Raw genomic sequence first — 24,917 nt, forward strand, 5'->3', positions numbered from 1 at the left:
TTTTATAAAGCTGCATAGAATTCGATCCCCCCTAGCCCCCCTTATAAAGGGAGGAACCAGAAAAACATATCAAAGTCCCCCTTAAAAAGGGGGATTTAGGGGGATCTAGATATGTGTAACTTCACATTAAATTGGTATTAGCTTTTAAGTAAAGTCTAAATTTCTGTTCTAGGTAAGTTCCGACAGCTTTTCCATCAGTAACACCATACAGCAGAGGTTCTGGATGCTGAGACTCGGCTAATGAAAATATTTCAGCCTCTAAACAGAGGATTTCTGCTGTCAAAATCGGCATAGGTAAAGTGATAATAGATGATCTTTTTACCTCTTTTGAGGCACTAATATAGGTAGTTTCGGCGCATTGGCTGCAAATTTAGCGTGTTGTCCAACAGTCAAAACATTAAATTGACTGGATATCATTTCTAAACTTTTGTTTACTATTGCCAGCTTTTTATAAGTAGGGACACTCATACCTGGAAAGAATGAGAGTTCTGGCACATCTTCTTGACTTACAAAGTCTGTAGGATGGAGTAGCAAAGAAGGCTGGACGCGTGTAACTTTACACAGCCATAGGGCAATTCGTAGGTAGAGTAACGCCACTTTCGAAGAAAATGTACTCAGAAACATTATGTAACTGAAGTGAATTGGCACTTTAAAAATTGGCATGGTAGTAACGGGAATCTCAGTCAGTTTATCCTTATCTAGTTTCCACCGGTAAGGTTTTAGAGGCTGCAAACCCTCTTTAAAACCGCCAAACAGTGCTTCCCGTTTTTTACGTTCTTCCTTGCTCAATTTACAAGTTATTAAATAATATGCTCGTGCTATAGGCCCCAAAAATGTCGGAAAAGTCGAAGCATCATATTCGTATCCCCGGCGTGCTAAAACTTTCAATACTGCTGGAGAAAAACTGTATCCTGGCCCCCGGAAGCCGATAGGATGTTGATGAGTGATGCGCTTGATATGTTCTTCGGCCAGTGCCACCTCTTCTTCAATCTCATTCTCTGAATACAGATGTAGCCAAGGATCGTGATAAAATGAATGATTGCCAATTTCGTGACCGGCGCTAGCGATCGCTTGTATTGCTTTGGTATTCTTTTCTAGCGCTGCATCTTGACCGACAATGAATACTGTGATTGTCAAATCCCATTGCTTGAGAATATCTAAGAAACGAGGTACTGCGATATCCAAGTAAGAAGGATAAGTCTGCCAACCCGGAGCGCCCTGATTTTTTAAATAAGACCAAATATTATCTAAATCTAAAGAAAGACTGGCTATTGGTTTGTTTCTTTTTTGCTTAATTTTCATTATGAGTTCAAGTATTTAGACAATTTTAAGCGTAAATTATATTGTTAAATTTGAATTTTATCAGTAAATTTCCATAGTTAAACTCAGGGCTGAGTTTAGAATAAACCTCAAGCCTGAATGTTTGCATTTCCTCCTTTTTAAAACAAAGAGTTACTTCCAAAGCAGTATTTTATAGACATTGCCTATATTAGTGGGTTAGATTTATATTTGCTTCTCTAAAAAATATTACCGATAATTAGATAATAGTTTCTCAACGCTCCTTTGATATCGATTTTATCAAACCTTTTGACAACTTTTTACCCCGATACTTAATTACCAATCGTTAATATATTATAACTAATATATATATACTTACATAAATAGTTTTTAGTAATTGCGCTAGATATATGAAGTTATTAATAATTTTGAGCTTCAATTTTTGTCATCGCTTCGATCAAAAGCAATTATCCAAAAACTTTATCCACATCTTAGATGTTGAGTTGCTGCCTCTGGGTTAAACACATAGCAATTCCCTTTTCGTAGTAAGCTGCCTCATTAATAAAAATTGGCCAAACAGTAGATGCTCCCTCATAAACAATTGTTTTATCGTCAAAAGTTATAAAAATTGGATCTCCTGGGTTCAAGGCTTGATAATCCTTATCTTGAAGCTCTGGATGAATCATTCCAAAGATTGTACCATCCGGTTTTTTTGGGTAGTCCACAACTGATAAGTGGTCATAGAGAATCAACGTTTCATTATTTGATGGAATTTTACCCTGGTTAAACTGTTCTAGGTAGTCCAGAAGGGCGCGAACAAGTTCCTCTGTTTGTTGGAACAGTGTTGCTTTTAAAACTCCTTGGGCAATTGGGCCAACCTCGAATGCAAAGCCTAATTCGCACAGAGAATTTACAAATGGGTTTTCTGCAATTGATTTAAAAGAACAGCGATAAACCTTAACTAAAGGATTAATCTGGCTCAGATAAGCAGCCAATTTTAAATTTAAAGGATGACTGTTATCAAGAATAATTGTCAGACCCATATTAGCTGTACTGCTGTGCAAGTCTAAAATGAAATCTGCTTGTTTATCCTTATTTGATACTAAGGTATCCTGAATTAATTTAGCTTGCAAATCTTCGTAACTATTTAGAGTTGGATCTTCTAAATCTTGTTTGAGAAAACAGCGATTTAAATCTTTCTCAACATATCGTCTCCCGGCGGCAAAAGCATTGGGATTTGCTAACAGGGTAACTGTCTCAAAATTCCGTCTAGTAATTAAATCGGGAAACTGGGCAAATTTTTGGATTAGGTAGGCTCCTGTAAACTCATTGCCATGAGTTCCACCGACAATTGCAACTCGATTAATCTGGTTCATGAAGCATTTACCTTGCCAATGCGATCGCGATCGTGTGGTTGATTAAGATAAGACATATCAGGGCCATTAGGGATAATTCCACCGGGGTTGAGTGGAAATAAGTTTCCGTAGTAGTCCCGCTTCACAGTTTCTACATCGCAAGTGTCAGCTACACCCGGAAGCTGATACAAGTCACGTAGATAAGCTCCGAGATTTTGATAGTCTCGAATTCGCTGCCGATTGCATTTAAACAGCCCATAGTAGGCACTATCAAACCGAAATAATGTCGTAAATAATCGCACATCTGCAAGTGTCAGATGTTCACCGCAGAGATAGCGATTAGTCTGCAATACAATCTCAATCTCATCGAGAGTTGCGAACAGTTCATTACAAGCTTGATTGTATGCTTCTTGACTTTGGGCAAAGCCACAGCGATATACACCGTTATTTACTGTGTGATAAATCTTTTCATTCCACCAGTCAATTTTCTCTTTAAGTTCTTCTGGGTAAAGATTTAGCGTCGGATTGTTGGCAAATTCGTTAAACTCAGAGTTCAACATGACGATAATCTCTGAACTTTCATTATTGACGATCGCTTTTGTTTGGTTATCCCATAGTACTGGTACTGTAGAGCGTCCACTGTAACCGGGTTCTGCCTTTTGATAAAATTCAGCTAGTGTGCGACAACCTTCTTCTTCATCGTTAAATATCCAACCGCCTTCAATGGGCGAAGGAGAGACGATACATACTGATATTACCGCTTCGAGTTTTTTGAGCGATCGCACAACTAAAGTTCGATGCGCCCAAGGACAGCCCAGCCCAACATAGAGTTTGTAGCGCCCCGTTGCTGGTGGGTGTGGATTCCCTGATTCTGTACCGATGAACTTGCGAAACTGGCTATTAGGACGAATATATGCTCCCGACTGATTGCGAGGAGCAAGATTTGACATCATTATCTGCCACATAGTCGTCCAAACAAACTTTCCTACCCAGATAATCAGCTTGGGAGGAAGGGACTTGCCTTTCTTCTTGGGGAGCTTTTTCTCGTCATCCATTGGAGTTGAGTTAGTCATGGCGACAATTTTGCTTTGGGAGCGATCGACGTACCTTCAGATTTCTTACTTTAACTCTACTACGCTTTGCATGAACTATTGGATCTATATGACAATATTGTTGATACCGATATCGTTTTAAAGACAACTTATAAGCTAGCGATCGCTTATTTTTAATAATAGTTTATTTCGTTTCAAAATCTCTATCCATTTTGTAAGCCTGTAATAAATATTCTCCATTGAAGTGAATGAGATGAGTAGAATCTTCCGCAACCCAAACATCGGTTTCCCAAGCAATTTCAGCCAAATACTCTACCATCGCTTTCCGGCTTAAAAAGCTTGTTACCATTACAAGGGGAATTTTTATATCGGCAAAAATAACTTCAAGTTCTTTCTTACGTTTAGGATTAATTGGCCCATGAGAAGTTACAGCTTCAATTAAAACTAGCCAATCATTTTTTAGATAATGGATAATTACATCAGGCATTTTACCATGAGAATCAATAGTAATGCCTAAATCTCTCAATGCCCTTTCATTAAAATAAGCGACTTTTTCATCTGTATCACCAATATAAATCAGTTTTCCTCCAGGTGTAAAACATTCTGCAAATTCCTTAATAAATTTTTCGATTAGAATATTCTGTCCACCTGGCGATAGAGTTTTCACCTCTCCCTCAATCACTATCGGAATACGTGATAGTTCCCGCTCCTGAGCATATCGTTTTTTCAAAGTTTCAACTGAAGCAAGGTAAGTATGAATGCTCTTTTTCCATTCATTAGTTCCATAAGTACGTAAGAGTTCAAGCGCACTTTCTTCAATCTGATATACTGTTTTCGGACTGTTAACGGGGCGTTCAGGTGCATCTGGATTTACAATTATCAAAGCTGCATCTAAGAATTGATGGACTGTTTGGCGGCGAACAGTTTCCCGTGTATTAGGTTTATATGTTTTGCCATAGTGCAGTGCCATAAATTCCATCATTGGCGTAATTCCCATTAGGGGAGATGCAGCAGTTTCCCAAGGATCTGTTGGCTTTAAATTAAGTAGAGCCAAAAGAGTTAAGGCTGAACGCTCATTAAGTTGTGCCCGTGGAAGTCCAAGTTCAATTAAAATTTGTAGTGCTTCATCAATACGGGTTTTAATTATTAAGGGATTGTTTTCAGATTGATTACTCATACTCAGTAATTCTTGTAGAAGTTCATCGATTTCTTTCTGTGATGGAAAATGCTCAGTAATATATAGCCCTACAGTCATTAGTTGTGCTATTGTCGGATATTTTAAATTTCGTAAATCGGTTGCATTAACCTGAGTATGTCCATTAAACAACCGAAAAAATGCGTCAACGAGGCTAGAGTTAAGATAAGCAGCAAGACCACGTGCTAGGGTAAGATTAAGTCCTCTTCCGTCCTGGTGAAAATAATTCAGGTGGTTTTCAAAACCTACCCAAGAACAATTAATTTAGTTGGCATCATATACAACGGCAACAACTCGTTTTTTTTCTTCTTTGGAGGAGAATCGTTTAGTCAAAACATAATGCTCATTGGATACTAAAAGAGATACAGTTTGTTCTGCATATATCAGAGCTTGGTGTTTTTTAGTTATCTTGGGATACTCAACATATCCTCCTGAAAAATTCAGTGGATAAATCAAAGGAACAGTGTTTTCATTTGGTATTAAACACAGATATTCTTTAACACGAAAATCTACAACCCGTCCAGTTGATACAGTTAATTTTAGGTCTTTTAATGTGCAAGTAAAGTTAGCCATTTTTTTAATGACCTGCTGACTTACTGTATCGGGGATAATGTGGATAAATTGTTGCGAGTCGTTGGGAATAACTATCTCTGTATAAGCTAAGGAATTTGACAGAATAAAATCATCATCAGCATTTGAACTTGTATTGATGATTACATTGTCAAATTTTGGTTTTTGTTTGACAGCATGGATGATAATCGTTTCCTGCAAAACTTCATCATCACTAAAAGTTTCCTGTCTGGAATCAAAAAGATGTATCTGGTCTAAAGCCATCATTTCCAAAAACATTCTGCGGAAATTTCTAAAATATGGACCATTACAGAAACTACGCGGCGAAATAGCTACAAGCTCCCCTCTTGATTCAAGAAGCTGAATCGTAGCAGCGATAAAACCTGTATATAAATTGCTGGCTTCTAATCCTATAGAACGTAACAAATCACGAACTTTGGAATGAGCGTTAATTTTTAAATATGGAGGATTGAGAATAGCGTGGGTAAACCTGCAATTATCAGGATTATCGAAAACACTAGGGCCAAGAAGTCTGACTGTATCCTCAATAAAATCTATATCTCTGATCTCATAGTTAAAAGAAATACCAGCTATTTGACATTCTCTAGCACACAATTTCAATGTCTGATGCAAATACCCAATCAAAAAAGGATCGATTTCATAGGCAACAATATCTAAATTGGCTGGGCGTTTTTGGCTGTGACAAAGTTTAGCCACAAAGGCTGCAAGTAATGAGCCAACTCCTGCTCCAGCATCAAGTAGAGATATTTGAGGAAGATCGAGTTTGCCAAACATCCCAACCATTAATTCTGCGACTGGAGCAGGTGTCAAAAATTGACCTAGTTTTCCTTTTTGCTTTTGATCCTGTTTCAAGCTTGCAGCAATCCTCAGAATATCTACTTTATCGAGTAAGTTTCTGGCAGAACATTTTGACAAGCTTTTGAATTCCAACGGCTTGTGATGATTTTCTCTAGACTCTCTACTGCTTGATTGGAACATCACGGCTCATTTTCACAGAATAAAAACCAACTTTATCAGGTTTTGAATTTACGCCATGATATTTTAGGGAGAAACTGATGCCAGAAGCGTCCCTTTATCTAGAAATTATTTTAATATGCTTTATAAAGTCTTCGTTACTCGTCGCCTACCCATCGAATTAGAGCAACTGCGATCGCTCGCTATGGTGGAAGTTTGGCCAGAACGTCAACCCCCTCCCTACGAAATTTTACTAGAAAAAGTCAAGGAAATAGATGGATTGCTATGTCTGCTGACTGACCAAATCGATCGCCAACTCATTGAGTCTGGGAAACTCAAAGTTATCAGTCAAATGGCGGTGGGTTACGATAACATTGACATTGCCGCCGCTACGGCACGAAAAATTCCCGTCGGTAATACTCCTGGGGTGTTAACCGATGCTACCGCAGATTTTGCCTGGGCATTGTTAATGGCAGCTGCACGGCGAGTAGTGGAGGCAGATCGATTTACTCGTGCAGGTTTGTGGCAGACTTGGGAACCAGATTTGTTGTTGGGGCCAAATGTTACGGGTGCAACCTTGGGGATTGTTGGTTTTGGGCGGATTGGACAAGCAGTTGCTCGTCGTGCCAAAGGGTTTGAAATGCAGATATTGTATACGAGTAGGCAACGATGCAGCCCAGAGTTAGAACAATCTCTAGGTGTGGAGTTTGCTACGTTAGAACACTTACTGCAAGAATCAGACTTTGTAACTCTGCATACACCATTGGCTGATGATACTTATCATTTAATTAGCGATCGCCAATTTGAATTGATGAAGCGATCGGCTATTTTGATTAACACGGCGCGCGGAACTATTGTAGATCCAGATTCTCTGTATCGCGCCCTTGCAAGCGGTCAAATTGCGGCTGCGGCTATTGATGTCACCGAACCAGAACCGATTCCCAGCGATAGCCTGTTGTTAACCTTAGATAATCTCATTATTGCACCGCATATTGGCAGTGCCAGCCGTCAAACGCGCTCAAAAATGGCTTCAATGGCGATCGCTAATTTAATTGCAGGATTAAGGGGCGATCGCTTGGCTAATTGTGTCAACCCGGAAATTTATAATTCATAATTCATATCAGGCGTGATATCATGTCCGCTTGATTGCTTATTAAACCCGAAGAACCCCACCCCGCAGGAGGGGTTGGGGGTGGGGTTCTTTTCTTATGGGTAATTTGGCGGATATGATATGAATTATGAACGCCCTCAATCTAATACCGTAAGGCGGAAGTTCAAAGGGACGCATAGTTATGCGTCCCTAAAGCAAATTGCGTAAACCTTTAGAAGGTGAAAGTTGTTCTCAGCGTACCGATAATTGCATCATCGTTGTTGCTGTTTTGACCAGGAGAGGTCAACCAGATTACGCCAGGGGTGATTGAGATATTATCTGATACGCGATACTTGTAAAAGCCTTCAAAATGATAAGGTATATCATTACCAGTACCAGCAAAAACTCCTCCTCGGTTACGGGCATAAGGTTCTGCACCAGCAAAAATCCCTAAAACGTTACCCTTTTTACCGAGGTCAGGTAAGGCCACTCCCAGACCGTAACTCCAAGCTTCATAATCATCACCAGCACCAAAGCCTGTGACATCGTGGTAAGAAACGAAGCCACTGACTGAGAGTTTGTCGCTGGGTCTGAAGGCTGCTTCTATACCGTAAGAATTACTGGAAGATCCGTTTAAGGCAGTTAGGGTGTTAGCTTGACCAGTACCTACGACGCGGTTAGTACTACCCAAACCACCACCTAGATCGAATAAATTACCACCTCCAGCACCATGATAACCGTGAACGTAGGTAGCAGCTATAGATAGGCGATCGCCAACACTAAAGTTCAACTGTCCCAAGGCTGCATAGTTACCCTCTAACAAACCTTGATTTGCTCCAGGATTATTAGCATTTGATGCCAAGTAACCAATAGTCAGCGAACTTGGTCTCAAAATACTACCACCCTTACCAAAGGGTAAAGTCAGTGCTGCACCGGCACCACCACCAATGCGATAAATCGGACTTTCAGAAGCAAAGGTAGACAAAGCACCATTACCGCCATCAAAGTCCTCAAAGTAAGGGTTGTTAGTGGCAACATAATCGCTATGAATACCTCCGGTGCCCGCAAAGTAGACTTGGGCTGGGCCTATGGGTACGTAATACGCCAGCCAGTCGATAATCACACTGTTGTTAGTAGTGCTGCCGAGTTGAAATGTTTGCGTACCTTCAGCAGTATCGATCCCAACACCATTATTTCCTACTTGTGTAAAGGCTAGTGCATTCCCGGCTGCAAGACGGGTGTGTAAAACGTCTTTACCCGTGAAGCTGGTTTGCAAGTCTAAACGTACCCGATCTTGGAAGACAGTATTATTCGCATCGCCAGTGTTATTGCCAAAAATATCAGTAGCGACAAAAATAGCTTCACCCACCAATTTTGTGGTAGTAGAAAACTGATTAGCTTCAAGTTCCGCAGTCCGTGCTTCTAGAGAATCTACTCGACCGCGTAGAGTTGCCAGTTCTGCTGAGAATTCCTCCTGCAAACGCTGGAGAGTCGCCAAATCCTGTTTTGTCACCAAGTCAGCTGTTGCTGTGGCAATCAGTTCATTAACTCGATCTAAACAAGCATTCAAACCTGCGGCAAACTCATAACGAGTCAGTGCGCGATTGCCTCGGTAAGTAGAATTTGGGTATCCAGCAATACAACCGTAGCGCTCAACCAAGGATTGCAAAGCTTGGAATGCCCAATCAGTCGGCTGTACATCAGAAAATTGAGAAACTGATGTGACTTGAGACAATGAATTCTGGTTCTTGCCTTCGTTGCTGTAGCGATTAACCTCTTCTAAAACCTTATTTTCATCAGCCTTTTGGGCGACCAACTGCTGATTAACTTTTGGTTGCTCTGTTTGAATGAATATTGAAGCATTAGAAGTTATTGGTGCTTCTGTCTGAGCAGCTTTTAACTTTATATCTTCAAAAGAGCTTGCTCTTTCAGCAGCTATAGCTCTTGCGGAAACCAACACCGTCACTCCCAAAACTACTGGACTTAGTACCAGAGTTTTCCACAATAAATCAGACATTTTTATTTTCCTTTCCCAAAAATAACCTAAATCAGTTGGTTTAAGAAAAAGAGAACAAGCAATTATTCTACTTGTTAGAAATCTTATCAGATTGCTGTTACCTAAGCCATATCTAAGAAAGTTTTATCACATGAAGAATCGTAAAGTCTTGCAGATGTATGTTTACTAAAGGTCGTGATTATAAAGTATTTTTGCGCGTTTTTTCGCTATTTATGAACTTTGGCTTCTTGTTTTTAACCTTGATTTGCGGTAGATAGTTTTTATCTTTAAATTTATTGCTGAATAAAGAAACTGCATTTCTATATTGGGTTTGTAATTAGGAATTAAGAATTATTAATTATGAATAATTTTGACCCTATAACCTGCGGAGTATCGGTTTCAAGTCGAGGTAAAACAGTACGTAAAGCATTGCCATGAAGAGAAAAGGCAGCGATTGATTATCTAAACTGTTCGCTCTGAATTCATCACTAATTACTTCTATATCCCACCCAAAACACATTTTTATTTTTTTAGTTCCCCTGATTCAGGCAGTTAATTTTTCATAACTATCGGCGATTGTTTCTAATCCCAGAATGTCATAATTCTTTGACTCAGAGGTTCCATACATCGTCATAACCATAGCGTCGATTAAGGCTTTGGCTTTCAGCAGCGTTTCCTGAAACTCCATCTCCGGTTCAGAAAGGGCTACAATTCCACCACCTATACCAATGGAAGTTTGATTGGGAGTCAAAACAGCAGTCCGAATCACAATATTCAAATCGGCTGAACCATTCAAACCCAAAAAGCCGATCGCACCTGAATAGATTCCTCGCGCCTCTTGTTCTAGGCGATCGATAATTTGCATGGTGCGGATTTTGGGCGCACCAGTCATCGATCCTCCGGGAAATGCAGTTCGCACGCAATCCACCGCTTGTAAATCTGAACGTAATCGCCCGCGTACTGTTGTTACCAACTGATGTACTGTTGAGTATGTTTCCACATCCATTAATTTTGGTACGTGGATGCTACCAACTTCACAGACTCGTCCCAAATCATTGCGTAACAGATCGACAATCATCAGATTTTCAGCTTGGTCTTTTTCGCTGTTGCGTAGCTTCTCACGGAGGACAAAATCGGCTTCGGGGGTTTCTCCTCTTGGTAGAGTTCCCTTGATCGGTTTAGTTTCTACCCATCCTTGGCGATCAATCCGTAAAAATCTTTCTGGAGATGAGCAGGCGATCGCAATTTCACCAAAGCGTAAAAATGCAGAGTAAGGAGCCGAATTGATTTTACGTAATGTGCGATAGAACGTCAATGGATCGGGGGTTGCATCGGTATGCAGCTGATTTGTTAGGCAAACTTGATAAGTTTCCCCTTCGTGAATTTCGTTCAAGCATTGCTGAATATCTTGGATGTAATTTTGATAAGTGCGGCTCAAACGGAAGTTAACTGGCTGACAATTTTCTTGGGGTATAAGAGAAAAAAGAGGATCTAGAGTTTCGAGTTGTTGTTGGATCGTATCAAACCAAGTTTCTACCTGTTCTGTTTGTCCTTTTTTGATTAATTGCAGCAAATAAAGACACTGTTCTTGATGATCGATCGCAATCATGCGATCGGCAAGTAAGAAAATTGCATCAGGTAATAGTGAAGAATGTACCAATGACGATCCACATTCTCTCTTGAGTTCATAGCCAAAATAGCCCACAAATCCACAGTTAAAATCAAAAGGTAACTCATCAGCTTGGCAACTTCGACAGTCTATTTCTCGCTTCAAATACTCAAAAATACTTTCGGTGTGACGAGTTACAGTATCTGACTGGGTGACGATGATTTCTTGCGTTTCGGTATTATATCGTACCAATAGACTGTTAACCCCGCTTCCATCACCCATAAATGAAAAGCGAGATAGACCAAATTCCACACGGCTGCTATCTAACCAAAAAGCATTGGGGGCATTCTCAAACAACTGCACAAATATTTGTTCTGTATTTGGGCAGATATCTAACTTGCGCGTATACAATTCAAATTTTTCTTTCTGTTCTTCTCTACGAGACGCTGCGCGAAGGCAGGGTTTATCTACAGTAGGAGTAACAGATCCATATCGAATTCGATACTGTTTTTCTGGACTTATTGACGATTTATTTATAAATTGCTGCGTAATATCTCGAAAGTTTTCTAATAATCTTTGCCCATATTCTGTACAGATAGACTCTGGGTGAAACTGCACACCCCAAAAAGGTAAATGCCGATGACGCAATCCCATCACCAATCCTTCTTCAGTCCAAGCAATTTTTTTTAAACACTCAGGTAGTTCATCAGCAACTAATAATGAATGATAACGCACCACAGAAAACTGATTAGGAATACCTTGAAATAATTCTGAATTATTATGATAAATTTTACTGAGTCTGCCGTGTCGAACTTCCGGTGCATGAATTACTCTGCCACCATATAGATAGCCAAGTCCTTGATGTCCCAGACAAACTCCCAACAAAGGCACATCCACATTCTCAATTATTTGCCGACAGACTCCAAAATCTTCCGATCTCTCTGGACGACCGGGGCCAGGTGAAATTACAATGTTGTCAAATGCAATTTCTTTCAATTCATCCCAGTTAAGGCGATCGTTATAAATTACTAGAGGTAGTTCCCCATTTATCTCGGCAATCATCTGGTAAAGATTAAATGTATAAGAGTCATAGTTATCAATAATTAGCGTTTGCATACATAGTCACTTAACTAGCACATATAGCAATCCTAAATCATTCGTGAAAAATTAGATCCCCGACTTCTTCAAGAAGCCGGGGATCTGGCTTAAGTTCTATAGGCACATCTTCAAAAAGAAAGGGTTTCAGAAAACTTTACTGGATGAATGATGGCTTGTTTGCCAAAGGTCACATTTATACAAGAATTTCGCTCGATTTTGTGCCATTTCTAGACTTTACCTTCTTGTTTTTAACCCTGATTTGTGGTAGGTCTTTTTTGTCTTTGTAAAAGTAACAGATTTCTACTAGAGTTGGCCATATTTCTAGAGAACCGTGAAATTGGCTAATGACATCATCGATAATTCTGGAAACGTTTTGCTGAAAAAAGTCTGGTTCAAATCCATAGAAGACTCTCGATAAATTCTCAGCAAATAATTGAAGTGATTGCTTGCGTTCTTCATTCTGGGTAGAGATTGAGCCTTTGACTACTTGTCTATGGATAGCAGAGATTTTTTCCAGGATTTCCTCAGAATCTTGTAAAGTGACTTCGCCTGAGTAATCAAACTTGATTCCCAAATCGTCAAGATGATAAACACTGTTTTTAATCTTCTTTTTCAGCAAGCTACATATTTCTTCATTAAATAGTTCGCTAGCGAGAGGATTACGCATATAGTTATTTCTAATATGGTTTTGGACAGCATCAACGTGTGCAGCTGCAATTCCTTCTTGCTGTATCCAAATTCTATAGATATAATCCTCAAATCTGAGCCTAGTTGGAAAAAAGGGTGGTAAACCTAGCTGATTATCATATCCAGCAACTCCACAATCCATTCTCCAGTTTTTGTTAGTAATAACGGGTCGAAAATTGGTAAGAATATAAAAATAATTTAGGTCATTAGGACTAATTTGATTCTCATCATTGAGATACATGTGAACAAAATCAAGGGTATCAATATCATTAGTTCCTGTGCGAAAAGTTTGGGCAATCTTAACGATCGCATTATTCAAGACTCTCCCCTGTTGTAATAGAAGACTGTTTTCTCGAAAGTAACCTTTAGTTGTATTGGTTTCTAAATCCATTGCTGTATCAAGTACCAATTCTCCAGCCTCAAAGTTTTCTGGTACATGACTGGCTTTTTGACCTAAAACATCACCAAAAGCCGTGAGTAAGTCAAAAGATTTATGGACGTAGCCACCTTGTTGGTTAGATTTAATTAATTTTCCTCGACAGATTTCATCACCTGATAAAGATTCTGGGCTAGTTTCAATTAATGCATCTGGACGCATATCGTCATCTGCACTTACCATTAAATGTCCAAGGGTATACATAAGTGTGAAGTTACGATTTCCTCCATAACTAGGTCGGAATAAGTTTTTGACTAGTGATTCTAGCTTGCGATCGCGCAGTCTTTCGTTTAAAAATGTAATAAATTGCTCTTTCTGTTGTGGCCCAACATAAAACACATCATTGACTGTCTTAGTCTGCTCTAAAAGTGGATAATATTTCTCATGATTGGCAATGCTGGAATCGTCAAAAACGATAATTTTTAAAGCATGACCATTTACCCAGAAATTCTCATCATACTTTTCGATAGTTTGTGCTACATCTCTCAATCGATGAGTCGGAATAACAAATACTGTTTCTTTTTGTTTCATAAAATTTATTCTGATTTCTCAAATGAAGTTTCCAAATTCAAAATTTGTTTTAAGGTTCTCAATTTAACAATCACTGCATCACTCTTATAGAACGCTGCTAGCAATTTCTAGCTTATTCTTACTATCCTCCAACTGTTTCCAGAGTGCTTCTATTTGACCATAAGCAATTTTTGGAGATAGTTTTCCAGCCGTTTCTAAATTAACAATGTAGTTAACTCTTTGAGTAAATTATTGAAGGTTAGCATTAAATACTAGGTTGTTTGGCTGAAAATTACCGTGGTAGCGATCGCGAGGATAGAAAAAGCGATTTTTATCTTTATAATTAGGCTCTACCATTAATTTACTCCTGATAAAAAATCTGATTGGCTATTAGCTGATTGATTGCAGCGACCTGAGATAAGCCCATTTGGCAATACTGTTTCACAAAGAGTCACAGAATTATGCTCCTGGATATCGTTGTTTTTTAAAGCTTTGATGAGATTTGCGTGGCTAAGATTGGCATTTCTCAAATCAGTTCCTTCTATATTGGATGCTGACAAATTCGCCTTTTGTAAATCAGCATCAGTTAGCAATGTATTCTTGAGTATGGCTCCAGTTAGATCGGCTCCTTGTAAATTTGCTTCCCGAATATCTGCCCACTGCAAATTTGCATAGCGGAGATTAGCATTTTTGAGGTTAGCGCCTTGAAGATTTGCCGATCGCAAGTCAATTCTTTCTAATTTTGCTCCTGACAAATTCATTCCCGATAAATTACAGCCAAAACATTTTCTTGTTTCTTGCAGCTGTTGAATCAGATGCTCTCGAAGCAAATTATTACTTTGAGAAACAAAAGAAGGAGTCAGAACAAACGCCATCGGAATTAGGAGTCGGAAAAAGAGATTCATAAATACAAACTCAAGTCTGAAAGTGAGGAATTAAAGGTTATCTTCCTATGGCAAGTTGGAAGGCTTCGGCAACTGGCCCTAAAACCAAAACAGGAAAAAATGTCAATGCTCGCCAAAATTGCCATTGCTGTATTGCTGAATAACACAGCGATCGCATATTCTCTGCCAGTCATGCTCTTTTGCGGTTCAATATCTATCAGGAGATAAATTAAACGCTCCAATGGGTTCATCACTAGATCGAGCCAGGTTTTATGTATGAAAAAGACTTCAGCTAAGTAGTGTCCTAATATGGGGACTGACATCATAACTAGGAACAGGGTGAGAAAAATTTGCACAAAACCTTGGATCGTAATTGGGAAGCATGGGATAAAGCGATCGCTTTATGTATAACGATAAACTCACCTATTCAGGGCTGTAGTCAGAACAATTGAGTGCTTGTTTCGTTAGAGCAGTGGTAGGATGTACTGCACACTTGAGAAAATAGTTATTGTTAAAAAATTGGCATTTTTTACAGGTATGTTGCTCTAAATCTTTGATGCTTACTATTTCATCTTTATCTTGCACCGCATTTTCTGGGGGATCTTCTAGTGCTTTGCAGACAGATGAAACCAGAAAAACAACAATTGCCCAAACAATCATGAAAGAAATGTGAGCCAAAAACACTGCTACAAAGGGAATGTCTCCGTCATGTGGTTTGGTGTCACTATGTGTTGCCTTAGACAGGTTAGCTTCAATCAGGGTAGACTGATGAACGCTTTTTTGAGCGGATACATAAAGTCGGAAAAGCTCCGAAGTATGCATATTAAAAACCTTTAGCTAGTCGAACTCAGATTCAGTAAAGTTAAAGAGACAGGAGGCAAAAATATATCTTCTTACTCTTGCTGCAAGCTCGAACTGCCTTCTGCTTTTATTCGAGAAATGTTCATCTGTCTAATAATATGTGGAATTGAAAGTACTTGATAGGTCTGGGTAATTTGAATTAACAGATTGACTTTCTTTTAGTTGAGCTTCCAATAAGCAACTGTTGAGGGAATAGTAAACAGAATGAATTTTTTTAAGAGTCACTTTGAGAGCAGGAACCATCATCGGATGGGTTGCTATTGCTAAAATGTAATCTCCGGCGAAAATACTAGGATTATCTGTTACTGGAATAACTTGAGTTTCTCTTAAAACTCCTAGAAAAACGCATTTACTCGGTAAGTTAATATCACTTAAATGAATGCCACAGTAAACGCTATTATCTTCGATAAAAACACCAAACAGGCTTGGTTCTAAAGTTTTTTTAGTTTTTAGCACAAAATGTTTTTTAACTCTAATAGTATTGTCCAATACTTTACGAGGAAAATCTGCTGTTGCAGAGATATATTTTGAAGATATATAAAATGTATTAAATCAAGAGAGGATGTGTTTATTAATTAGCTAACCAGGTATATGTTTAGAGATATAGGTTTTATATATACCTAATAAAAATTAGATTCTCGACTTATTAAATTAAGCCGAGAATCCAACATTTAGATTTGAAGTAATCATTAAGGATTACTATCGATAACTATTTTGAATAGAAGGCATAGCAAGAATCAGCAGCACTCTCTCAAGCCTTTATCCCTTAATCTTATCTAGAGCTAAATTCAGCTTCAACACATTAACTCCAGGTTCGCCAAAGATGCCGAGAAAGCGGCCGTCGGTGTTTTGAGTAATTAAAGTTTCGAGTTGGTTCGGTTGAACTCCTCGCGCCTTGGCTACTCGTGCAACTTGCGCGATCGCAGCTTCCGGGGTAATATGCGGGTCAAGGCTGGAACCAGAGGTGTAAACTAAATCGCCAGTCGGCTGCACACCTGCTTTTTTCAAACGATTAAAGTCACCTTCAACTTTTTTGCTGGGATCTGCGTCATCTTTACCTTTAATGCGTTCCATTAATGCGGGATTACTGGGAGCCAAGTTACTAGCGCCAGAAACCCCAGTTCTTAAAACTCCCGCATCGTCTTTTTTCGGATCAGCTGTGCTGTAGCTGGTGGTACTGAGACGGCTGTTAAAATAGCGATCGCTACTAAAAGGTTGACCAATCAAAGCAGAACCGACAACTTGACCGGCGCTATTTTTCAGTAGACTACCGTTTGCTTGAAACGGAAACGCAATCTGCCCAATGGCAATCATCGCAAAAGGATAAATAATCGCTCCAATAACCCAGAGTACCAAGGTAGAACGAACGGCTCTACTAGCTTCGCGTGCAAAACTCATTAGAATTTCTCCGGTACAAACATTACAAAAAATAAATAGATGGAAAGTCCCAGTGTCACCAGTCCTAACAACCCCAATCCCCAAGATTGACTGCGGGAAAGTTGTTCATTAGTAGCGGCATAAACCATAGGTGCAACCACTAGGTTGAAACACATCGCCAAGAATAAATACAGTGGCAGCTTTTGCCTACGCCATTGACACCAGATTTCAGTTATTTCTTCTAATACTTGGGAGGCAAGAATAGTGCGGCGGATCTGAATAAATTTCATAGTAAATTAAGACAAAGGTAGGATTATATCTATCAGTTTGATGGCAATGAAGGGAGCAACGATACCGCCAAGACCAAAGATAAAGATGTTACGACGTAGCAGTTGATCTGCTGTTAAAGGTAAAAACTTCACCCCTTTGAGTGCTAGCGGAATTAGTGCTGGAATAATCAGAGCATTGTAAATCAGCGCCGAGACGATCGCAGATTGGGCACTCTTTAATCCCATAATATTAAGTGCGCCGATTCCAGCAGCAGCAAAGATTGTCGGAATGATTGCAAAATACTTGGCAATATCGTTAGCGATAGAAAATGTTGTCAACGCCCCACGAGTAATTAGCAGTTGTTTACCGATGGTTACTAAGTCAATTAGCTTCGTGGGATCTGAGTCTAAGTCCACCATGTTAGCAGCTTCTTTGGCAGCTTGCGTCCCAGAATTCATCGCCACACCCACGTTTGCTTGAGCCAAAGCAGGTGCATCGTTCGTACCATCCCCAGTCATTGCTACCAGTTTACCTTGAGATTGTTCCGAGCGAATCACTTCAATTTTGTCTTCTGGAGTTGCTTCGGCAATGAAATCATCCACCCCAGCCTCTTCGGCAATCACCGAAGCGGTAATTCGATTGTCACCTGTGAGCATGATCGTGCGAACACCCATACGGCGGAGTTGGTCAAATCGTTCCCGTAAACCAGGTTTGACAATATCTTTCAGGTAGATGACACCATAAATTTTGTCATCTTGGCAAACAGCTAAGGGCGTACCGCCTAATCGGGAAACTCGCTCATAAGCTGCATCTATATCATCAGGAACGTTACCGCCACGGGAACGGACAAATCCCTTAATGGCATCCACTGCACCTTTGCGAATTTGTTTGCCATCGGGTAAATTTGTGCCACTCATCCGGGTTTTGGCGGAAAATTCTACACCTTCGGCTTTATCAATATTAAAGTTTACCCCAGCCTGAGATTTTTCTGCTAAAACTACGATTGACTTGCCTTCTGGCGTTTCGTCAAACAAGCTAGCAGCTAGGGAGACTCGCGCCACATCTATGATTGAGTGATTATCCAAGGGAATAAACTCGTCAGCCATCCGATTTCCCAAGGTGATCGTGCCTGTCTTATCCAGCACCAAGGTGTTGATGTCACCACAAGCTTCTACCGCTCGCCCAGAGGTTGCAATGACGTTAAATTGAGCAACCCTATCCATCCCGGCAATACCGATCGCACTGAGTAAACCACCGATAGTTGTGGGAATTAAAGCTACCAGTAGCGAAATGAGAATAGCAACGCTAGCACCCGCCCGCAAACTGTTCCCCGCTTCAACACCAAAGGCTGTGCTGATAAAGCTGGCGATGTAGCCGACGAATGGAGGCATAGTTGCCACCACAATCAGGAATACCTGCGTTAATACTGCCAACAATACTGTCAAAGCAATCTCGTTGGGAGTTTTGCTGCGTTCTGCTCCTTCTACCAAGGCAATCATGCGATCGATAAAGCCTTGTCCGGGATCGGCACTAATGCGAATTGTCAACTCATCTGAGAGTAGGCGCGTACCGCCTGTCACCGAACTGGCAATATCTGTACCTGGTTGCTTCAGTACCGGGGCAGATTCTCCAGTAATCGCCGATTCATCCACCGAGCCGATGCCTTTAATCACATCCCCATCGGCGGGAATCATATTATTGGCAACCACTTTTACCAAATCGCCCCGTTGCAGTTCTGTAGAATTGACTTTTACTATCGAACCATCGGGGAGGATTTTATTAGCGATCGTATCCGATCGCGTCGATCTTAATGAATCAGCTTGTGCTTTACCGCGTCCTTCAGCTACAGCTTCGGCAAAGTTGGCAAAAACGAGGGTGAAAAAGAGAATAAAGGTAATCAACCCGTTTAACAAGCGTTGTTGGTTAACATCTGCCTGGATTGTGCCAAACAAATTTGGGTTTAGGGTAACAAGCAAGGTGATAATTGTCCCCACCCAAACAACAAACATCACTGGGTTTCTAACAGTAATTCGCGGATCGAGCTTGACAAATGACTCACTAATTGCTCTTTGATAAAGTCCCCGCATATCTGTTTTGGGGGTATGTTTGCGCGAGTCACGAGTTCCAGATGGAATACGGGGCGAGGGAGAATCAGTAGTAATTGGCATAGATTAGATTTTGAGAATGGGGCATTGGGGATTGGGCATGGGGCATGGGGCATTGGCGATGAGTCTTTGATACTCGTGGACGAGTCTTTGATACTCGTGGATGAGTCTTTGATACTCGTGGACGAGTCTTTGATACTCGTGGACGAGTTTTTGATACTCGTGGATGAGTCTTTGATACTCGTGGACGAGTCTTTGATACTCGTGGATGAGTCTTTAATACTCGTGGACGAGTCTTTGAGAGAGATGCTTCAAGTTCTAACTCTCCTTTGCCCCTCTACCCCTCTACACTTCTTAGCCAATGCCTTTAGCGATGAAAAAGGCTTCACCAATGGGGCCTAATGCAAGTACTGGGAAGAATGTAAGTGCGCCCAGGATTAAAATCACGCCTGCGGTAACGCCTGTAAATAGTCCGGTATCCGTTCGTAATGTACCAGTGGTATAAGGAACAGCTTGTTTACGAGACATACTATCTGCTAAAAACAGCAAACCGATGATGGGAATATAGCGTCCTGCAATTAAACTGAAGCAGGTACTCAAGTTCCACCACAAAGCAGTTGCAGTGGTTTTTGTACCTGTAGCGATCGCCAAAGGAGAAGGTTGTGAATCTCCCAAACCTTCAAAGCCAGAACCGTTGTTAGCAGCAGCCGAGGCGTATTCATAGATAACTTGAGCAAAGCCGTGGAAGCCGGGATTGCTAATTCCTGATAGTTGATCGGGAAACGCCAAGGCAATACCTGCGGGAATCATAATTGCGATCGGGTGAACTAGGAGAATTAAAAAACTAGCAAGTACAACCTCGCGCTTCTCAATCTTGCGTCCGAGAAATTCGGGTGTGCGTCCCACCATCAATCCTGTGGCGAACACAGCCAGAATTAGGTAAGCAAATAGATAAGCGGTTCCCGTACCCTGTCCACCCCAAATAATTTGCAGGAACATATTGGAAAGGGTAATAAAACCACCGTTGGGCATGAAGGAGTCGTGTAAACTGTTGACTGCGCCGCACATCGTGCCGGTTGTACTTACCGCAAACAGCACAGATTGCGCCCAACCAAACCGGACTTCTTTACCCTCTAGATTCGGTTGCTGACTACCCAGCAGGGAATTAACAGCCGGATTGCCGTTGTATTCACCAATGGCAGTAACGATGATAAATACTACATAGAGAACACCAACCATGCCGTAGACTAACCAAGCTTGCTTAGTATTATTCGCAAATAAGCCATAGGTGTAGATTAGGGCTGTGGGAATCGAAAGCATTGCCACGATTTGAATTAAGTTAGTAAATCCGCTAGGATTTTCAAAGGGGTGTGCCGAGTTGATGGCGAAAAAGCCACCGCCGTTTTCTCCTAATTGCTTGATAATTTCAAAATGAGCAACCGGGCCGCGAGCGATCGCTTGACTAATATTTGCATCTTCCAAGGTGGGGAATACAACCGCACCCCCCAGTGTTTCGGGAACACCATCTGCCATAAGAGCGATCGCGCCCACAATACAAATAGGCAGTAAAATTCGGGTAATCGAGCGAATTAAATCTACATAAAAATTGCCTAACGATCTACCAGTCAATCCCCGAATAAAGGCAATCCCTACCGACAAACCAGTAGCAGCAGAAGTAAACATGTGATAACCAAGTCCCCACATTTGGCTGCCATAGCTCATGTAGGTTTCACCAGAATAGTGCTGCTGGTTAGTATTAGTAATAAAAGAAATAGTCGTATGCAGTACTGTATCCCAAGTTGGGGCATTTATCTTGGTTGGATTTAATGGCAGCCATCCTTGATTCATAATAATCAAGAAAATCAGCAACCCCATTGTGACGTTACTGTATAAAATTGCCCGCCCATACTGCCAGCCAGTCATATTTTCTTTGCTTTTAACGCCAACCAAAGCATAAAGTACTCGCTCAATCGGATTCAAAATCGGATCGAGAAAAGTACTTTGCTCTAGGTAGACTCGCGCCATATAGCGCCCAAAAACAGGAGTAATTGCTACTACAATTAGTAGCGTTAATATAATTTGAATCCATCCTTCTAGCATGAGTTAATCAAACTCCAACCTAAGTACATTTGAAATAAATATCAGATATTTTCTTGTGATGAATCGGAAATATTTATAATTTATATCGGCATCATTATTAACTAACCAATCTATAACTATGGGCTTTCTCAATCAATCATGGAGCTTTTTGTTAAAGAATACAAGGTATAAATTGATATTTAAACTAGGCTATATAAGAAATATATGTTTCTCTGTATAAGAGTGTTTATCTCGATATATATCTGTAAATATAGAAAGACGGCTAAATACTAAACAAATAGCTATTCGACACTAAAACTAGCTGAGTCTTTGAGAATTACAGTAATTTTCAGCTTTATTGACTACGTAGGGAATAAACCTTTTGCAAAAATATGTTTTTGCCAGAGACGAAAAAGTGACTCATGTTAAAGGGAAAGGATTTTGAGTTTCTTTACCCTTTTCTCCTTCTCCCGACTTTTGCAAGAAGTCTAATCAGTAACTATCTAGGCATAAATAAATTTCAAGTTTGTAGTAAGGACTTTAATCCTGATAATCCTTGCTCTGAGCGATAAATCGCTCACTACAAACTAAGAGTTTATTTTATATTTAATTATGTCTACCTACTTAAGAACCTAAAAAGGGTGGTTATAAACTGCAACGATACAAACAAAACCATGATTTACGCGCAATTCGTTCAAAAAGGTTAATTTATCAAACCACTTTATCTACAAGACGTTAGGCGTTGCTTCTTGAAATATTTTACAAAATATCAAATTAACCTAAATATGGATATTTGGTAATCTTACATTTCAATAATTGCATCCAATATTTTGTAGCATTTTTTTGAGTTATTTCTATATCGCGCAAATTATGACCTTTGCCTATATTTAACATATAATATGTTAGTTGTATAGCTACAAAAAAATAAGTTAAACCCAAAGGTTTTAAATGTTGCCAAAATAGGTGATATATAACTTTGAGTTTCTGTCTATGACGAAAATGTATCCACCATTTTGTTTGATGCTCGGCTATACTTTTTTGTAAACCTAATATAGCCTCAATCTCTATAAATTTCTCTTTTACTTGATTATAAAATTTTATTTCTTTTTCAATTTCTCCAGCCTTGTATGCTAAATCAGCATCATCAGATAACTGATAGGCTTCACTAATTAAACGACCAACATTTTCTGCTTTTTGTTGGTCATATCCAAGTTTAATATATATTTTAGTTGCTGCTTCTGCCAATTCAGCAAATTTTTCAGCATCATGGAGCCAATATATTTTTGTTTGTAGTTCTCCTAAAGTAGAAGCTAGAGTATGATTCATCAATTTGGCTTGGTTGGCTTGAAATATGCTTTCGATTATCTAACTTAAAATTAAACACTAAAATATAGCCTTTTGAACATCTAAACTCAACTCGATCTAAAATTAGAAAATTAAGATTACCTAGTGCTACTCTGATGTATTAGATTTAGCCGATCTTTTTACCCACCAAACTCATTAACTGCTTATCCAGTTCGATGAGGTAGTCTCTACCGTAAGCTCCATTCTCTAACCCTGTCACCAGATGATTGGGAATGTCTTGTGTAATTTCTTCGCTACAAGAACCAGCAGCCAAGGCGATCGCAGCTACTGTATCTACATCCCCAGTAAAAGCGATACAATCTTGTAAAAGTTCGCTCATACTATCATTACGCATCACCGCAGTAATCGCTGCTCTGACACTCATCCAGCCTTTGGACTTAACTTTACCTTCCCACGGTTTATTCCACTCTCCAGATACATAACCTTCCAGAAACCGTCCTAATTTGCGTTTTGCTCCCAGTCGATAGATAAAATAATGTGACATTAAGGCAGCCGCAACAGCAGCATTGATCCCATCGGTTGTATTGTGGGTAATTGCCGCTTGAATTGTTGCCGCCTCAATGACTTTTTCTGGTGTGGGATAGATGCCAATGGGTGCTGCACGCATCGCTCCCCCGCTTTTGTCACTATCAGGGTTAATTTTCGTTAAAAACTCTTCCCCATCCTGAATTTCTAATAGAAAATGGTAGAATCTTCGAGCATAACCTTCTCTTCGATCGCGTTTAAAAGCTCTAACAAAACTATCGGCTAAAACTTCTGGCGTCCACGCTGATTGAGCAACAATCACTTCCCCAATGGCAATACTCATCTGGGTGTCGTCGGTGTAGCTGCCAGGATTGAGTCGAAACCGCGGATGTTCAACGTATCGACTCAAATCGTTGTTAGCGATCGCTTCGTCTGCATATTCAAAACCTGCACCGTAGGCATCTGCGTAGGCGTAGCCCGCCAAAGGCATCGCTAACTCTAGCAGCATAAGGAAAGAGTATTAAATTAAAAACGGACGCGCCAGAAAAAAGCTAGAAACTGATTTAGCATCTATCGGCTCTCCCCCCAGAATAGCTTTTTCTAATTCTTCAGGAGTCATAAACACAGTTTCGATATCCTCGTCTCCATCTTGTGGTGGTGGTGTCTCCAGCTTTTCTAAATCTCGCGCCAGAAAAGCATAGATAATTTCATCAGAATAACCAGGAGCTAGGAAAAATTCGCCTAATTTGTCCCATTTTTGGGCACTATAGCCAGTTTCTTCGGCAATTTCACGTTGTATTGTTTCTAAAGGCTCTTCTTTTCCTTCCAATGTCCCCGCCGGAAATTCTAATATCCGTCCCTGAATTGCAAAACGATACTGGCGCACCAGTATAAGTTTACCTTCCGCTGTCACTGGTACAGCTAACGCACCGCCAGGGTGACGAATACATTCCCATTCTCCTTCCGATTTATTCGGCAAACGCAAGCTATTAACTTCAAAATCAAACTTGCGTCCTTTATGAAACAGGCGTTGTCTTAGCAGTTGTGGTAATTCTCTACCTAATGGCATAGTAAAATCTGATTATCTGTGAATACAGAGGCAAAATCAGTGTTCTTCTGCTTTTAAGGATGGTAATTTTAATTGTCCATCCATAAATGTACATCAGAACAGTCTACCTCTTTCAGCAGCTCTTTAATCACACACCCGGAAACTGGTTCTATCCAATCTGGGGCAATTTCTGCCAGTGGGACTAACACAAAGGCGCGATCCCGCATTCGTGGATGGGGAATCTGGAGATTTGGTGTATCCAAAATAATGTCATCATATAATAACAAATCCAAATCTAGGGTTCGTGGCCCCCAACGTTCCTGACGCACGCGCCCAAATTGTTGTTCAATTTCCAACAAAATTTCTAATAACTGCTGGGGAAGTATTTCTACCTGCAATATGACGCAGCCATTGAGGTAATCTGGCTGTGGTGGCCCGACAGCTTTGGTTTGATACCAATGGGATCTGGCTTCTAAAACAATACCTGGCGTTTGGGCTAAAGCCTCTATAGCTGCTGATAAAATTGTCTTGGAATCGCCAATATTACTACCAAGAGAAACAGCGCTTCGTCTTAGCTTTGCTTCGTCGTAGCCCGGTGTAGACATTATACTT

At 40.2% G+C, this 24,917-nt stretch carries 21 protein-coding genes and 2 pseudogenes; 1 reads left to right on the plus strand and 22 read right to left on the minus strand.

Annotated features, from left to right (window positions below; all coding sequences use genetic code 11):
* Nucleotides 1-142: 142 nt before the first annotated feature.
* The 6 genes and pseudogenes from RMY32_RS32155 to RMY32_RS32180 all read right to left on the minus strand — a co-directional run.
* A pseudogene (locus RMY32_RS32155) lies at nucleotides 143-292 on the minus strand (restriction endonuclease); the annotation flags it as partial.
* A gap of 26 nt (nucleotides 293-318) precedes the next feature.
* Entirely contained in the window at nucleotides 319-1,302 is a 984-nt protein-coding gene (locus RMY32_RS32160) for a polysaccharide deacetylase family protein (protein WP_322709940.1), read from the minus strand.
* A 467-nt stretch (nucleotides 1,303-1,769) separates the two neighbouring features.
* On the minus strand, nucleotides 1,770-2,654 hold the full coding sequence (locus RMY32_RS32165) for an aspartoacylase (RefSeq protein ID WP_322709941.1): 885 nt from the start codon (nucleotides 2,652-2,654) through the stop codon (nucleotides 1,770-1,772).
* A complete protein-coding gene (locus tag RMY32_RS32170; RefSeq protein WP_322709943.1) occupies nucleotides 2,651-3,706 on the minus strand; it encodes a glutathione S-transferase family protein in 1,056 nt (351 codons plus the stop codon). Before RMY32_RS32170 ends, RMY32_RS32165 begins: the two co-directional genes overlap by 4 nt.
* A gap of 163 nt (nucleotides 3,707-3,869) precedes the next feature.
* Nucleotides 3,870-5,012, minus strand: a complete 1,143-nt coding sequence (locus RMY32_RS32175) for a BsuBI/PstI family type II restriction endonuclease (RefSeq protein WP_322709944.1) — start codon at nucleotides 5,010-5,012, stop codon at nucleotides 3,870-3,872.
* A 132-nt stretch (nucleotides 5,013-5,144) separates the two neighbouring features.
* The gene (locus RMY32_RS32180) at nucleotides 5,145-6,449 is read right to left on the minus strand and encodes an Eco57I restriction-modification methylase domain-containing protein (RefSeq protein ID WP_322709991.1); all 1,305 of its coding nucleotides are present in this window, start codon (nucleotides 6,447-6,449) and stop codon (nucleotides 5,145-5,147) included.
* A 115-nt stretch (nucleotides 6,450-6,564) separates the two neighbouring features.
* Between RMY32_RS32180 and RMY32_RS32185 the strand changes: the two genes are divergently transcribed.
* Entirely contained in the window at nucleotides 6,565-7,539 is a 975-nt protein-coding gene (locus RMY32_RS32185; RefSeq protein ID WP_322709945.1) for a D-glycerate dehydrogenase, read from the plus strand.
* Nucleotides 7,540-7,747: 208 nt separating this feature from the next.
* Here the strand turns inward: RMY32_RS32185 and RMY32_RS32190 are convergent, their stop codons facing one another.
* The 16 genes and pseudogenes from RMY32_RS32190 to folK all read right to left on the minus strand — a co-directional run bounded on the left by RMY32_RS32190 (nucleotide 7,748) and on the right by folK (nucleotide 24,910).
* Nucleotides 7,748-9,532 (minus strand): iron uptake porin, encoded by a 1,785-nt coding sequence (locus RMY32_RS32190; RefSeq protein WP_322709947.1) that lies wholly within the window; start codon nucleotides 9,530-9,532, stop codon nucleotides 7,748-7,750.
* Nucleotides 9,533-10,055: 523 nt separating this feature from the next.
* A complete protein-coding gene (gene pabB / locus RMY32_RS32195) occupies nucleotides 10,056-12,236 on the minus strand; it encodes an aminodeoxychorismate synthase component I (protein ID WP_322709948.1) in 2,181 nt (726 codons plus the stop codon).
* A gap of 175 nt (nucleotides 12,237-12,411) precedes the next feature.
* Nucleotides 12,412-13,872 (minus strand): hypothetical protein, encoded by a 1,461-nt coding sequence (locus RMY32_RS32200; RefSeq protein ID WP_322709950.1) that lies wholly within the window; start codon nucleotides 13,870-13,872, stop codon nucleotides 12,412-12,414.
* A gap of 84 nt (nucleotides 13,873-13,956) precedes the next feature.
* Nucleotides 13,957-14,208, minus strand: a pseudogene (locus RMY32_RS32205) (hypothetical protein).
* Complete coding sequence (locus RMY32_RS32210; protein WP_322709951.1) at nucleotides 14,208-14,756, minus strand: pentapeptide repeat-containing protein; 549 nt, start codon at nucleotides 14,754-14,756, stop codon at nucleotides 14,208-14,210. The pseudogene RMY32_RS32205 and the gene RMY32_RS32210 overlap by 1 nt, the downstream one beginning before the upstream one ends.
* Nucleotides 14,753-15,061: a potassium-transporting ATPase subunit KdpA gene (locus RMY32_RS32215; protein WP_409884531.1), complete on the minus strand. Its 309-nt coding sequence runs from the start codon at nucleotides 15,059-15,061 to the stop codon at nucleotides 14,753-14,755. The genes RMY32_RS32210 and RMY32_RS32215 overlap by 4 nt, the downstream gene beginning before the upstream one ends.
* Nucleotides 15,062-15,158: 97 nt before the next feature.
* The gene (locus RMY32_RS32220; protein WP_322709953.1) at nucleotides 15,159-15,557 is read right to left on the minus strand and encodes a hypothetical protein; all 399 of its coding nucleotides are present in this window, start codon (nucleotides 15,555-15,557) and stop codon (nucleotides 15,159-15,161) included.
* 129 nt (nucleotides 15,558-15,686) lie between these two features.
* The gene (locus RMY32_RS32225) at nucleotides 15,687-16,052 is read right to left on the minus strand and encodes a TrkA C-terminal domain-containing protein (RefSeq protein ID WP_322709955.1); all 366 of its coding nucleotides are present in this window, start codon (nucleotides 16,050-16,052) and stop codon (nucleotides 15,687-15,689) included.
* Between the two features lie 303 nt (nucleotides 16,053-16,355).
* Entirely contained in the window at nucleotides 16,356-16,994 is a 639-nt protein-coding gene (gene kdpC / locus RMY32_RS32230) for a K(+)-transporting ATPase subunit C (RefSeq protein ID WP_322709956.1), read from the minus strand.
* Nucleotides 16,994-17,263, minus strand: coding sequence for a potassium-transporting ATPase subunit F (locus RMY32_RS32235; protein WP_322679437.1), 270 nt, complete (start codon nucleotides 17,261-17,263; stop codon nucleotides 16,994-16,996). The genes kdpC and RMY32_RS32235 overlap by 1 nt, the downstream gene beginning before the upstream one ends.
* A 6-nt stretch (nucleotides 17,264-17,269) precedes the next feature.
* Entirely contained in the window at nucleotides 17,270-19,411 is a 2,142-nt protein-coding gene (kdpB, locus tag RMY32_RS32240; protein ID WP_322709957.1) for a potassium-transporting ATPase subunit KdpB, read from the minus strand.
* A 291-nt stretch (nucleotides 19,412-19,702) separates the two neighbouring features.
* Nucleotides 19,703-21,448, minus strand: coding sequence for a potassium-transporting ATPase subunit KdpA (gene kdpA / locus RMY32_RS32245; protein WP_322709960.1), 1,746 nt, complete (start codon nucleotides 21,446-21,448; stop codon nucleotides 19,703-19,705).
* Nucleotides 21,449-22,201: 753 nt separating this feature from the next.
* Complete coding sequence (locus RMY32_RS32250; protein ID WP_322709962.1) at nucleotides 22,202-22,753, minus strand: hypothetical protein; 552 nt, start codon at nucleotides 22,751-22,753, stop codon at nucleotides 22,202-22,204.
* 145 nt (nucleotides 22,754-22,898) lie between these two features.
* Complete coding sequence (locus tag RMY32_RS32255) at nucleotides 22,899-23,765, minus strand: ADP-ribosylglycohydrolase family protein (protein ID WP_322709963.1); 867 nt, start codon at nucleotides 23,763-23,765, stop codon at nucleotides 22,899-22,901.
* A 12-nt stretch (nucleotides 23,766-23,777) separates the two neighbouring features.
* Nucleotides 23,778-24,326: an NUDIX hydrolase gene (locus RMY32_RS32260; RefSeq protein ID WP_322709964.1), complete on the minus strand. Its 549-nt coding sequence runs from the start codon at nucleotides 24,324-24,326 to the stop codon at nucleotides 23,778-23,780.
* 68 nt (nucleotides 24,327-24,394) lie between these two features.
* Entirely contained in the window at nucleotides 24,395-24,910 is a 516-nt protein-coding gene (gene folK, locus RMY32_RS32265; RefSeq protein ID WP_322709965.1) for a 2-amino-4-hydroxy-6-hydroxymethyldihydropteridine diphosphokinase, read from the minus strand.
* Between the last annotated feature and the right edge of the window lie 7 nt (nucleotides 24,911-24,917).

This window comes from Nostoc sp. ChiSLP03a, assembly GCF_034531215.2.
Lineage (GTDB): Bacteria > Cyanobacteriota > Cyanobacteriia > Cyanobacteriales > Nostocaceae > Nostoc.